The sequence below is a fragment of the Humisphaera borealis genome, from assembly GCF_015169395.1.
GTDB lineage: Bacteria > Planctomycetota > Phycisphaerae > Tepidisphaerales > Tepidisphaeraceae > Humisphaera > Humisphaera borealis.
Genome location: NZ_CP063458.1, coordinates 5,243,353 through 5,256,723, shown reverse-complemented (window position 1 = coordinate 5,256,723; position 13,371 = coordinate 5,243,353). Strand labels below are relative to the sequence as shown.

Annotated in this window: 7 protein-coding genes; 4 read left to right on the top strand and 3 right to left on the bottom strand. The window is 64.4% G+C overall.

Annotated elements, in window-relative coordinates:
* Positions 1–17 precede the first annotated feature (17 nt).
* The 4 genes from IPV69_RS19605 (at position 18) to IPV69_RS19590 (ending at position 4,874) form a co-directional block, all read left to right on the top strand.
* On the top strand, positions 18–968 hold the full coding sequence (locus IPV69_RS19605; RefSeq protein ID WP_206291416.1) for a hypothetical protein: 951 nt from the start codon (positions 18–20) through the stop codon (positions 966–968).
* A gap of 74 nt (positions 969–1,042) precedes the next feature.
* Complete coding sequence (locus IPV69_RS19600) at positions 1,043–3,229, top strand: Mu transposase C-terminal domain-containing protein (protein ID WP_206291415.1); 2,187 nt, start codon at positions 1,043–1,045, stop codon at positions 3,227–3,229.
* A 4-nt stretch (positions 3,230–3,233) separates the two neighbouring features.
* The gene (locus IPV69_RS19595) at positions 3,234–4,388 is read left to right on the top strand and encodes an AAA family ATPase (RefSeq protein ID WP_206291414.1); all 1,155 of its coding nucleotides are present in this window, start codon (positions 3,234–3,236) and stop codon (positions 4,386–4,388) included.
* A 3-nt stretch (positions 4,389–4,391) separates the two neighbouring features.
* On the top strand, positions 4,392–4,874 hold the full coding sequence (locus tag IPV69_RS19590; protein ID WP_206291413.1) for a hypothetical protein: 483 nt from the start codon (positions 4,392–4,394) through the stop codon (positions 4,872–4,874).
* Between the two features lie 744 nt (positions 4,875–5,618).
* On the opposite strand, the gene IPV69_RS19585 is transcribed toward IPV69_RS19590, so the two are convergent.
* The 3 genes from IPV69_RS19585 to IPV69_RS19575 form a co-directional block, all read right to left on the bottom strand.
* Complete coding sequence (locus IPV69_RS19585; RefSeq protein ID WP_206291412.1) at positions 5,619–9,977, bottom strand: beta strand repeat-containing protein; 4,359 nt, start codon at positions 9,975–9,977, stop codon at positions 5,619–5,621.
* 309 nt (positions 9,978–10,286) lie between these two features.
* A complete protein-coding gene (locus IPV69_RS19580; RefSeq protein WP_206291411.1) occupies positions 10,287–11,633 on the bottom strand; it encodes a porin in 1,347 nt (448 codons plus the stop codon).
* Positions 11,634–11,805: 172 nt separating this feature from the next.
* A complete protein-coding gene (locus IPV69_RS19575; protein ID WP_206291410.1) occupies positions 11,806–12,897 on the bottom strand; it encodes a sulfate/molybdate ABC transporter ATP-binding protein in 1,092 nt (363 codons plus the stop codon).
* Positions 12,898–13,371: the final 474 nt, after the last annotated feature.

The following is a 13,371-nucleotide window of genomic DNA, read 5'->3' as shown; positions in this document are numbered from 1 at the left end:
AGCAAGGAAGGTGTGTGATGAAACGCAAGAGACGCAAGCCGGACTATTCCGGTTGGACGATCTGGCGGCTGCACGAATGGGCTGTGGGCGGGCTCGGCGAAGCCATCGGCTACTTGGTGACGACGGGCGATCGCTTTCCGAGACCGGTCGCATTCGTGCCTGACACCGGTGCGGAAGACTTCGCCCTGGCAAGGTCCATTCGCGATCGTGGAAATGTGAGGAAGTCGGGCCGACTCGACGTGCTGACGCTCAGCCTTCGGCGGTTCCCGAAATGGATGTTGAATCTCCCGTTGATCCCGATCGGCGAGAGCGGCCAGCGAATCAGGACCGCGCGAGCGGCATTCGAGGCCGGGATGTACGTAGGGATCGCATCGATCGAAGGGTTCTCGCTGATCACGCGTGGCAGCCTGGCAATGATAAGCCCGCTGGGGACGCCAGAACTGATCGAAGATCGCCGCACAGTGCGGGAAGAGTTGCAGCGTGCCGGAGACGCTGTCGGCAAAGTCTGGATGGCCGCGCAGAGGTCTTCCGGCGAGGCGATTGGCTATGTCGTGAGCGATCGCGAGACCGGCCGCCCGTGGGCTTTCGTTGGTGGATGCGACCCCGACGTTGATCTGGCACGGGCTCGCCGAATCGCTCGCCGCCCTCAGTTGGCGAGCCGCCCGGAAGCAATCGATCTTCGGACTCGTGTTCCGGCTGTTCTGGCGAACGTGCCGGTGTTGCAACTCCGGCTTTGGCCGGCAGGAGGCGACTACACAGAAACCTCAGATTCGCAGGCTTGCGAGTCGGCGACAAAACGACTTCAGGAAGCGGCATCCGCGTCGAAGCTCGACAGCCGGTTGCTTCGGCTGCGGATCGCGTACGGCCCAACGTCCACAGCGGAAATAAAACGACCGCCGGAAGCTCCAGACATCGCCAAGCTTGGCGGCAACGTCGATGTCAGAGAGCAGGAGTCGGCGGTCGCGTAGATCAGACTTCCATTAACACCGGGCTCTCCGCGAAAGCGGTCGGACCGGCATTAAAGACCACGGGACTGTACCTCATGACGCAATCACTGCCAACCTCTTCTTTGCCGGCGGCGGTCCCACCGCCGGCCCCAAAGGGTGTCGCCTGGATCGAAGCCACAGAAGCAGCGAGGCGATCGGGCCTGGACGAACGGCACGTTCGCCGCGAGTGCGCCGAGCGATGGCTGGCGGCGGGCTTGGCTCGCCAGGTGCGCGGTCAGGGTCGCCGATCGCGGTGGGAGGTTCGCGAGGACGCCGATCCGCGATTCGCCCGCGTGCTGTTCGCCGAGCAGCTTCCGGCGGACCTGCGGACGTTGACCGATGCCCAGCGTGCCACCGTCATCGAACGGGAGCAAATCCTGAAAGCCTGGCACGGCGAGTTGGCGGCGGGCCTGGCGGCGGGCCGCACACGCGATCAGGTGACCGCGGACTTTCTCCGCAAGCGGCAAATGCTGGCGGCAAAGACATCCGCCGCGAAGGTCCCGAGCCGGCGCACGCTCGAATTGTGGGCGACGGCATACCGTTGCGACGGCCGAATCGGGCTTGTCGATCGACGGTCGGTGAAAGTGGAGTCCGGCCAGGTGATGGGGCCGGGCGACGACGTCGACCCGTTCTTTACCATCCTCCGCGATCTCTACTTCTCAACCCGGCGGCCGAGCCTGCGACAGTGCTGGAGCGACGCGCGGGAGATCGCCGCAGAGCAGGGCGTCGGCCAGCGGTCTTACGATCAGAGCAAACGCTACATCCGATCGCTGCCCAAGGCGGCCGTGCTGATGCATCGGGAAGGCGACAAGGCTTACGGGGACAAGGCCGAGCCGTTCATCGAGCGGGACTTCGGCCAGCTTGCCAGCAATGAACTCTGGTGCGCGGATCATCACCAGTTCGACGTATGGGTGAGCGCGGGCGGCAAGTTGGTGCGTCCGTGGCTCACGGCCTGGCAAGACCTGCGAAGCCGGATGATCGTGGGCTGGAAGATCTTCGCGCACGACCCGAATCAGGATGTCATTCTGGAAGCGCTGGACGCCGGGTTTGAGCACTTCGGCATTCCCGAGGGTGTCTACATCGACAACGGCCGCGACTACCGTTCATACGCGTTGACAGGCGAGACGCGGGCCCAGCGGTTCATCCGGAGCAAGTCATTCCGTCTGCAGCTCGACGCCGACGATGTGGCCGGCCTGTTCGCCGAGCTGCAGATCGCCCGGCAGCACTCCCTTCCCTACAACGCCCGCGCCAAACCCATCGAGCGATTCTTCGGCACGCTGGAGCTTGGCTTCGGCAAGCGGTTCACGACCTACTGCGGCAACAAGCCGGACAATCGGCCGGAAGTTCTGCAAAGCCATCTCGACAAAGGCGAAGCGCCGACGCTGGAAGAGTTTTCCCGGCTCTTCTCCGCGTGGCTTGACGCTGACTATCACGCCAAGGCCCACACCGGCGACGCGATGGAAGGTCGGACGCCGGCGGAGGTCTACGCGGCCTGCCAGACCACGCGACGCGTGGCGACGGCGGATCAGCGGGCGATGCTGCGGTGGAAGTGGACACCGATTCAGAAGGTCGGACGCAACGGCGTCCAGTACCGAGGCATCCGCTACGGCCAGTTCGATGCCGCGATGGTTCAGCGGTTCGGGGAAGAGGTTCGGTTGCGGGTTGACCCGGCGGACCTTACGCGCGTCGCCGTGTACACGCCGGATCGGAAGTTCATCGCGGTCACCGCGTCGAACGTGCGGCTACCGTTCGCGGCCAAGGATGAGCAGTCGGTGCGTGAGGCGATCGCCCGACAGCGAACCGTGCGGAAGGATCGCCGGCGATACTTCGAATCACGCGATCGCCAGGGGTTCACGACGACCGATCATCTGCACTCCATCAACGTCGAACGCGTTCGGGCGGAAGTCGCCGCCAGGGCTGCGGGCGCGCCGAACCTTCGAATCGTCCAGACCGAAAACGACCCGGAGCTTGCCAAGCTCGGGAACGCGCTCAAACGTCCGGCCGATCGTACGAAGCCTGGCGAGTCCGCCGAAATCGACTTGCTGGACATCTTCGCCAAGGGGCCGCTGCCGATTCAGGCGTCCGGCGGCGAATCCACCGTTGACCTGCTCGGCGTGCAAGGCGACCCGTTCGAGCAGCTCCGCCAGCGGTTCATTTACGACCGGCAAGAGGAACCCGAGGCAGAGGCGGAAGAGCCGTTGTCCCTGGGAGAGATCATGCGCCGGCGAGAGGCAATCGGGTGACCCCATGAACAACCGAGACAAGCCAATCGATCGCCTTGTTGACCAGAGCCGCACGCTCGGTTCCGGACGCGTCATCCGCGACCCGGCAAACGTGACGCCGGAGCAGGCATCGGCCGTTGTCCGAGCCTACACGGAATTCCAGATGCGCACGCGCATCAGCAATGCAAAAGCCGCCCGATCCATTGGAGCGAGCGAGGCCGCACTGACTGCGATGGTCAGGGGCGAGAGAGACGGCAACTGGCAAGACCTGGCCGTTGATCTGGACCGCTGGCTTGAAGACGAACTGAAGCGGGAGAACGCACCGAAGCCGACAGACTTCGTATGGACGACCGTTGCCGAGGAAGTGCTGGCCGTCGCGGAAGCGACCATCGAGTTGAAGACAATCGGCCTTGTCTACGGCGACACAGGCATCGGCAAGACGCTCGCTCTCAAGGCCGTTGCAGCCGAGAAGCCTGGCACCGTGTTTGTGTCGGTCGAAACGGCGTGCGCATCGTCTCACGGGCTGATAGAGGCGATCGGCCACGAGATTTGCGGGACGTCGCTTGCGAAGTGGCACCAGTCGCGACAGGCGCTGGTGAAGATCAAAGAGCAGCTCAAGGGGACTCCACGCCTGCTGATTATCGATGAGGTTCACAAGCTCTGCTCGGACAGCGATTCTGACAGGGCATTGAACGTCATTCGCGACCTTCACGACCACACGGAAATCCCGATCCTGCTGAGTGGCAGCACGGACCTGGTGGCTTACCTGGAACGCCGCCAGACCGGCGGGCGTGAGCCGTTGGGCCAAATCCGATCCCGCATAGGTATCCGCCGCGATCTGTGCGAGCGGTCCGGCGGCGGAAGCGACGGCGGACCGCTCGGCGCTCCGCTGTTCAGCGCCGAGGAGGTTCGCAAGGTATTCGCGAAATCAAAGATGCGGCTGGCGTCCGACGCTGTCGGCTACCTGATGCAACTGGCGAACCTCCCCGGATCCGGCGGGCTGCGCGCATGCCGAAACATCGTGGTGATGGCGACGAAGATTCACCAGAGCCGAGCAAGCGAATTGACGGCCGACATGCTGCGGAGCGTACACGCGATGTTGGTCAATCGGCGGGCCTTCGAACAGGTCGAGGCCCGGATGGAAGAGGCGCGACCCGTAGTCACCGCGAAGATCGGCTGAATCATGACGGAGACACCCGATGACAACCTCTGGATGACCCGCCTGACCGAGAGTGAGCGGCTGGAACTGCTTCGCAAGCGGCGGATCGTTCAGTGGTGGGAAGAGGCCCGCCAGGAAGGCAAGCGGAACGGCCGGCGGGAACCCGAAGTGACGGCGGGCTTCCTCCTGATGGTTTCGGCGATCGGTTGGGAGCTGTCGCGGTCCACGCTGTTCGGCTGGCGGCGGTCATACCTGGCGAACGGCCTACGCGGCCTCCACGATGAACGCTCGGCGGCCGTGAGCGGCCAGGAGGACTATCACCCCTTCTTGGCCGAGCTACGGCGGCGGTATCTCGGCGGCGGGCTGCTATCGGCTCGGGTCTGCTACCAGCTCACAGTGGATGAAGCGAAGTCAAAGAAATGGGCAGTGCCAACTCTGAGGTACTGCCGGCGGTTCCTTAACGCGGTGGTTCTACCCGCGCTGAGGCGAGAGAAGGGGACGGATTGAAGCCCGATCGAACGTGCTTCAATCGACATTCGAGGTCAGTTTAAAAAGCCGGGCCGAAAGGCCGGGCTTCCAGTGCGCGCAGATGCCGGGCGCAAAGTACCTGCCCCAAGGCGCAAAGTAGGCCGCCCAACCACAGCATTCAAGGCCCGTGCTGGATTCAAGGTTTTCGCTTGCAAATCGAGCATTTGAACTTAACATATACCGTACTAATAGGCCTGCCCAGATCGTCCGCCTTTGGCGGTCGTTCGGGGTTTGGCTGGCGCTGGTTGGTGCCTGGTCGTCGCGGGTGTGATCCGTCGTCGGTCGGGGTGTCGGACCGGGTGGCGTATGGCGGGATGAAGGTTTTCTGTCGGCGGGTCGCGTGGCTCGTCGCGGACGCGGCATTGGCGTATCGACTCGGACGATTCGACAGCGGCTGTGACATTTCAAGGAGCCGCGCACGAAGTAGGCGGGCGTGGGACGCGGCATCGCGCCGTTTCCGCGCCGTTCCGGCTTACTTCGTGCGCGGCTCTCTCGGAGCGTCATGCGCGGTGGAGGATCGAGCCGAGCGGTCTTGTTTCGGGAGGTAGAAGGCAACCATAGGAAGCCGACGTCGAGGGTTGGCTCGGGTTCGTTCGGCGAAATCAGGAACCCGTTGGGTTCGTTCGGCAGTTTGAGCCGCCGCCTCGGGTTCGTTTGGCGAGTAGGCGATCGCCTTGGGTTCGTTCGGCCTGACGCCTAGCGACCTTGCCGGACTGACAACGCTCAAGAGCGAAGGCGACGCGCCCGTCGGCGGCGGGACAGAAGGCCGGTTGCTGCGACGGCGATGCCGGCGAGCGACGCGGGTTCGGGAACGGCGCTGAGCTGGATGTTGTACCCGCCGCCCCCTCCGACATCCTGAACTCGAACCTCCCACGCTTCGCCGACATTGCTCGGCAAGTCGAAGAGATTGGAGACCGTCAGGAGGTCGAGCGGGGCACCGGCCGCATCGGTGAGCGCGCCGGCGTGTGCGATGGTGAACCAGGCGTCCGGGTCAACGGCCCCTGCGGGCGCTGCCGAGCCCTGCTGGACGATGTCGATCTTGAACTTCGACGCGGGCGTAGCCGAAATCTTCAGCGTGCCTGCGCCGAGTTCGGCGAGGTCCCAGCCGGTGCCGGGTGCGAGCGATGGGTCGGCGATTTCCCAGCGGTAGGTGCCGCCGCCCTGCCATTCCTGTCCGCCGCTCGTGGTGATCGTGCCGACGCTGTTACCCGGCGAAAGTGTTCCGAGGCCGGCGATGGTGAGGTTTCCCGCGATGCTGCCCGAGCCGCCGATGGTGCCGCCGCCACTGACGGATACGGCTCCGGAGCCGGTAGCCGATCCGGTCGAGTTGTTGGCGAGCAACGTGCCGGCGGTCACGGAAGTCGGGCCGCCGTAGGTGTTGGCACCCGTGATGGTCAGGACGCCGCCGGTGCTCTTGGCCAGCGCCAGCGACGCGGTCGGACCGTCTTTCAGAAGACCGCCGAAGCTGCTCGATCCGGTGATGGTCAGTGTCGCCGTGCCGGATGCGGCCGAGTTGGTGACCTGGCTGACGGCCGATCCGGCCGAGGCAATGCCACTGAGGGTCTGGTCAAACCCGCCGAGATCAAAGGTGCCGGCGGTGTTGCTCGAGGCTTGGCCGAGTGTCAGCGTGGAACCGACTGGAATGCCGTTGAGTACGCCGTTCTTGAGTGTCGCCCCGCCGTACACCAGCGTCGGTCCGTTATAGGTGCTGGCCGCGCCCGCAAGAGTGACCGTGGCGGCGTCGATGATCAGGTCTGAGTTGGCGTTGGCACCGGTGATGTTGCCGTTCACGACAAAGGTGCCGCCGGTCAGCGTGAGCTTGGTACCGTTCTTGGTGATTGCTCCGCCGAGGGTCAGAACACCGCCGCCGCTGTTGCGGACCACGCTGCCGATGCTGTTGGCGACGACGGTAATCGGCCGATCGAGGGTCGCGGTCGGCCCGGTGTACTCGAAGGTGCCGCTGGTTGTCGCTGCACCGAGCGTGATGGCGCTCGATGCGACGCCGAGTGGCTGTGCCGTGCCGTTCGTCGCGACGCTGCCGACCCGGAGGGTTCCGTTCTGGATGGCGACGGCGCCCGTGAAGGTGTTGGTTCCGGCGAGCGTCCAGGTTCCGGTCCCGTCCTTGGTGACGGAAACCACGCGGTTGGCGCTGGTGGCCGTATCGAGCCAGTCGGCGACCGCGCCGTTGACGATACCGTTGCCCGGACCGCCGATGAGCAGCGTCCGCGCACCGGTGGCGGTGTTGGCGTCGATAAGGCCGTTGAGGGTAAGTGTGTCGGCGAGAGAGACGACCCTGCCCTGGCCGCCACCGCCGTTCACCAGCGCGATGTCGCCGTTGATGATGTTATTCCCGGCAACGTTGACGATCGCTCCGGGGTTAGTGCCCGAACCGTCGCTGCTGGCCCGGAAGTTGATGCCAGCCGCGAGTGTGATCGGACCGGCCGAGCCGTCGAGCCGCAGGCTCGGCAGCGAAGCGTTCGCAAGACTGACCGACTTGGGGCCGATGCCTAGCGCGCTGCTGTTGGTGATCACCAGGGAACCGGCGTTGACGGTCACGTTGCCGGTAAAGGTATTGGTTCCGCTGAAGGTGATCGTACCGCTTCCGGCCGCGCCGATCGTGACGGCGTTGGTGCCGGCACCACTGCTGGTGATGTTGTTCGAGATCACCAGGCTGTCGCCGCGAAGAATGTTCAGCGTCGCGATGCCGGCTGCGGCGGGGTTGAGGGCGATGTCGCCCGTTCCCGGCGCGCCGGCGGTGGCGGAGACACTCGCTCCGATCTGAAGCGTGCCACCAGTGACGGTTGTTCCGCCGGTGTAGCCTGCATTGGTGGAAAGGATGAGCGTACCGGCGTTGACGGTCAGTCCGCCGGCGAAGCTCGTCGTGCCACCCAGCACGGTGGTGCCGGCGCCGCTCTTTGAAAACCCGCCGGTCCCGCCGACTGGGCCGCTGATGGTGAACGTTCCGGCGGTGACGTCGGCCGTTCCACCGCCGTTGAGCGTCAGCGTGCCGGTCGTTGCGGTGACCGTTCCGCTGAGCGATTTGATCGTGCCACCGTTGAGTTGAATGGGCTCACTCAGGCTGAAGCCGGTGATGTCGAGTGTCGCGCCGGCGGCGACGGCGGTGTTGCCGGAAGCAGTCCCCAAGGCGGCGGCGTTGCCGACCTTCAAAGTGCCGGCCGCGACGGTGATCGACCCGGTATAGGTCGCGTTCACACCCGACAGTGTCAGGACGCCCGCGCCCTGCTTTGTGACCGAACCCAAACCGCTGATGGAGTTGGCTGCGGTGAGGTCGTCGGGGCGATTGAAGACGAGTGCCGCGTTGTTGATGACATCCCCGGTTCCCAGTTGTCCGGCGAGCGGGGTCGATCCGTCGCCGATCTGGAGCGTGCCGCCGACGATGGACGTGACGCCATTGAAATCGTTGCCGCCGGTATTGGCGAGAATAAGGGTGCTTGTTCCCGTTTTCAGTAGGCTGGACGAGCCGCTGATTCTTCCGCTTCCGACGAAGGTGTAGGTTTTGGAGGAAGCATCGACCTTGATCGAAGCCGGCGTCAGTGGCGTCGTAGCGAAGAGCGAGATGGTGGTGGAACCTGTTGCCGAGTCGTCGAACACAACGCTATCGGTCCCTCCGGTGCCCTGGAGGTATTTCGTTGCGCCGCCGCCGGCCAGAGCCCAGTTGGCAGTGCCGGTAGCGCCTGTGCCGTCGGGGTCAAGGTCCCAGACCGCATCGACTGCGCCGGTCCAGCGCGGCAGATCGAAAGAGTTGATCTTCAACCGCACGACGCCGGGTGCATCGACCAGTTCTGCCGACACGCGTGCCGGCAGGGAACCCAGCGAGAGCCCGGCAAAGCCGGAACCGCCGATGCTTCCGGCGTAATCGATCAGGTCGAAAGCGCCGATCGCCAGCCCGGTCGCGGCGACGTTGATCTGGTTCACGGCGGCGGTCGAGAAGGTCGTTGGCGTGATAGCGGCGACGGACGGATTGCCGAACCCGCCGAGGTTCAGCGAGAGCGAAGCCCCGGCGGCAAGTGTGAGCGATGGCGCGTTCAGGGTCTGCCCCGCCGAGGCGAGCGAGACGCCCAGCGAAGCACCGGTAGCAACGGAAATCGCACCATTGCCGGTCTGGGCTGTCGTGATGTTCAAGCGGCCGGTGTTGACGGTCGTCGATCCGCCGTAGTTGTTCGCCCCGGAAAGGGTCCAGGTGCCAGCGCCTTCCTTGACGACTGAAATCTTGAATCCGGCGTTGTCGTTGACCAGGCCGTTGATCGTTCCGGAGGTGGCGGCAGCGGCGTCGAGCGTAAGAACCCGGTCCGCGCCCGCCGATGCGGTCGGGGTGATGTTTCCGTTGATCGCGAGCGACCCGGCGGCGATGCCGATGCGGGTGTGGCCTCCGCCAAAGCCCCCGCCGGCCAGGCCGATGGTGCCGCCGATGATGTTGGTGCCGCCGGCGTTGAGGATGGCAGGCGCGGTCGCGTCATCGTTGCTGGTGACGAGCGCGATCGATGCATCGAGTCCGAACCCTGCCGCGGCGTTGAGGCGCAGGCTGGGGGCTGCTGCACCGGCCGTGCTGAGTGACACCGTTTTGGTGCCGGTGCCCAGGGCGCTGCCGTTGGTGATCGTCACCTGGCCGCTTTGCACGTCCAGGTTGCCGGCGAAGGAATTGCTTTTGTCCAGCGTCAGACTGCCGGTGCCGGTCTTGACCAGTGACAGATTGTTCTCGTTGGTGCCAACGCCGCCGAAGATCGGCGACGCGGTGATCGCCGCTGAGTTGTTGATCGTGAGGACGGAGTTGCTGGTATGTCCACCCACGACGGCGTTGGCGGCGCCGGTGCCGGAGATCGTCAGGTTGGTGACGGTCTGGTTGCTCGCAGCGGCGGCGTCGCCGAGCTGCACAATGCCGCTGTTGGCGGCATTGCCGAAGGTTAACCCTCCGGCGACCGAAAGCCGGTTGTCGCCGCCGGCGAGAACGAGCCGCCCGTTATTGATGCGGGTGCCGCCGGTCCAGGTGTTGGCGGCGGTGAGGGTCAGGGTGCCGGCGTTGCCCTTGGTCAAGCTGGCGGTACCCAGAGGACCGGTCTGCAAGGCGGTGGCGAACGTGGTATTGACGCCGGCAGTGTTAGTGACGTTGACCGAAAGTGCCGCACCGTCGGCGAGCTTGATCAGGGCCGACAGGTCGTCCTCGTGACCGTTCCACGTGAGGCCCGTCGTACCGCTGGCGGTGACGAGATTGCCGTTGAGCGCGCCGGATGATTGGACCTTCCAGCTGGACCGGCTCGGATGGGCTGCCCGTTTGACGATGCCTTTCCACCCAACGCACTCGCCCGCGACCGGTGGTCGCGGGCGAGTGGCACCAACCCATCTTAGAACTGCAACGTCTTTTCAAATCTAGCTTTACAGCTGAAGCTGGAACTGTGCGCGGAAGACGAATTGCTGGTCGTTGCCCGCCAGTACGCCGATGCCGGTCTGTGTCGATGGGGCTCCGTCCGGAAGGAAGGTGGCATCGACCGTGATCTTGGCGCGGTGCAGCGCCGACCCATCCTTGCCAAGGAAGTAGTTCACGCCGACGGTGATCTCATTGAAGGTATCGTCATCCGTGAAGTTGTCGTCGAGCAGAAGCACGTCGTACCGGCCGAAGACTTCCCACGCCGGAGCGACGAGGTAGCCGACCTGTCCGAAGACACCGTAATCGGAACGGTTGCCCGCGCCGGTGTTGGCAAAGTTGCCGACGATGCCGGCGAAAGCATTCAGGCCCCAGGCGGTTTCATACTGGGCGTCGATCCCGGCGATGGTCGTATCGAGATCGCCGCGCTGGGTCCAGTCCAGGCCACCGCCGACGACCAGAAGGTCTTCCTTGTTCCCCTTGGCGGTGAAGTCCCGGTAGTTGGCCCAGTCGCCGAAGAGTTTGTATTCGAACCGGCCGCCGGCACCGAAGTTGGCCGGGTTGGCCGTGGTACCGACGAAATCGCGGAAGTCGGTGTTCTTGGAGTTTGCACCATCGTGCAGCGCGACTTCGGCCCGGATGGGGTTGTTCTTGGTGCCGCCGTAGGTCACGCTGACGCCCTGAACACGATCGGTAAGGTTGCCACCAATGACGGTGTCGACCAGTGTACGGTCAACGGCGAGCTGGTTGGTGAACGAGATGTCCTTCTCGTGCGACCAGGATTCCTTGAACTGGCCGACCTTGACCGAGATCTCGGGAGTGATCTTGTAAGCGGCCCAGGCGTCCAGCAGCGTCACCGCGCCGCCCTGGCGATTGGTATCCCAAACGAAACTGTACGTCAGATCTGGCGTGACGACATGGCCGTCGAAGCGGAACCTTGCCCGGCGAATCTCGAAGCCGGCGACCGTCTCGTCGTCGCTGCCCGAATCATTGGTGTTGCTGACGCCCCGGAACTGGAAGATGGCTGAAGGCTTGAACAGGAAGTTGCCGTCCTCGCTCTTGATGAAGAAGCCCTTGTCATAGCCGGCGGTCAGGCCACCCTCAGCGAGCATCTGACTGCGCTTGTTCGCATCCCTCGCGACGGCATCAATCGTGGCGTCAACCTGTCTGGCCGCGGCAGCGTCGGCTCGCTTCTGTTCTTCGGTCGCCTGCACGCGCGACTCGAGCAGCTCGATGCGCTTCTGCAAGTCCTCGTAGGACGGCTTTGTGTCTGCCAACGCAACGACCGGCGTTGCGACGATTGCAACCGTCGCGACAAGCCAATTGCTCGCCCGACGCCGCTGGTTCCTGCTAGTCATCTGGATCTCCTTGGGTGGCTTGAAGCCACCTCCCTGTGGCGCGATGGCGCCGGCTGGCGGCAACTTCACCGGTCGACGAGACCTTGGTGGTTTCCGCCACTAAATTGAGTTTCTTGGTACCTGGAAGAGCTATCGATCCGGGATTGGCGCCCGGACCGATGCCCGTCCTGACTCAGATCGAATAGTCTTCGCCGAAGACACGCAGCGATTTGAGGTGCGCCCAGACCTCGTCGCCGGCCTTGATCTTGAGTTCGCGATATCGCGTCTTGGTCAGTTCCACTTCGACCGCGTCGTTGGTGTCGATCCGCTCGGCATGGAGGCGGACAATCGGCCCGGCCGCGCTCACGTGGAGCACCCGGACACGCACGGCAGGGAATCCGTTCGGCTGAGAAGACAGATCGATCTCGTGCGGCCGAACGAAGGCCGTCGCCGAGGCGCGGTCGGGCGAATCGGTCGATGTCACGATGCCGTCGGCCGACATCGGGAACGCGGCATCGCCGATCCGGACGGCTCCCTCGTGGACCCGTCCGTGGAAGAGGTTCACCGTTCCCAGGAACTGGTAGACGAAAGGGGAAGCCGGCCGCTCGTAAACGGCTTCAGGTGTATCGAGCTGCTCGATGCGCCCATGGTTCATCACCGCTACGCGGTCGGCGACTTCGAGCGCTTCTTCCTGGTCGTGGGTCACGAACACGCTGGTGATGTGGACCTCATCGTGCAGTCGACGGAGCCAGCGACGCAGCTCGCGACGAACGCGGGCGTCGAGGGCGCCAAACGGCTCGTCCAGCAGCAGAACCTTGGGTTCCACCGCCAGCGCGCGGGCGAGCGCCACCCGCTGCCGTTGCCCGCCCGACAGTTGAGAGGGGTAGCGTTTGGCCAGCGTATCGAGCTGCACGAGTTTGAGCAGGCTGTGGACCCGGTCGGCGATCTCGCTGCGGCGGGGCCGCAATCGCCAGGGACGGGCGCGCAGGCCGAACGCGACGTTCTCAAAGACCGTCATGTGCTTGAACAGCGCATAGTGCTGAAAGACGAAGCCCACCTTCCTCGCTGACACGTGGTAATCCGCGACGTCTTCGCCCCAGAAGTTGATCCGCCCGCCGGGGTCGGCCTGTTCGAGGCCTGCGATAATGCGCAGCAGGGTCGTCTTGCCCGAGCCACTCGGCCCGAGCAGCGCGACAAGCTCGCCCGTCTTGATCTCGATGGAGACGTTGTCGAGCGCTTTAAACGTCCCGAAGGACTTGGTGACGTTTTGGACTTCAATGCTCATAAGCTGATTCTGCAAGGACCGCGGCGTTCGGCGCTTCGTGTATCAGGCGGCTGCACGGGGCCTCCCGTGTTTCGCCGTCTGGCTTAATGACCAGGTGCCGCGCGCGCGACCTTCTGATCGTCGGAGCTGGTCCGCCTGGTCATCCATTCGACAAACGTCTTAAGAACCAGCGTCAGGACGGCGGTGAAGGCCAACAGCGATGCGACGGTGAATGCGGGCTGGGTTCGGTAGGACTGCCAGATCTTTTCGATGCGAAGGGGTATGGTGTCATTGGCATCGAGATGGCCGGACACGACCGACACCGCGCCGAACTCACCGAGCGCGCGAGCCGAGCAGAGAATGGCTCCGTAAAGCAGGCCCCACTTGATGCTCGGAAGCGTCACCCGCCGGAACGTGTACCATCCGCCCGCCCCCAGGGTCAGCGCCGCATGCTCGGCTTCGGCGCCCTGCGATTCCATGAGCGGTATCAGGTTC

Bases quoted from the DNA above. Each gene is read 5' to 3' on its own strand.
- IPV69_RS19580 (WP_206291411.1), bottom strand. From the start codon at position 11,633: ATGACTAGCAGGAACCAGCGGCGTCGGGCGAGCAATTGGCTTGTCGCG.
- IPV69_RS19600 (WP_206291415.1), top strand. From the start codon at position 1,043: ATGACGCAATCACTGCCAACCTCTTCTTTGCCGGCGGCGGTCCCACCG.
- IPV69_RS19595 (WP_206291414.1), top strand. From the start codon at position 3,234: ATGAACAACCGAGACAAGCCAATCGATCGCCTTGTTGACCAGAGCCGC.
- IPV69_RS19575 (WP_206291410.1), bottom strand. From the start codon at position 12,897: ATGAGCATTGAAGTCCAAAACGTCACCAAGTCCTTCGGGACGTTTAAA.
- IPV69_RS19590 (WP_206291413.1), top strand. From the start codon at position 4,392: ATGACGGAGACACCCGATGACAACCTCTGGATGACCCGCCTGACCGAG.
- IPV69_RS19605 (WP_206291416.1), top strand. From the start codon at position 18: ATGAAACGCAAGAGACGCAAGCCGGACTATTCCGGTTGGACGATCTGG.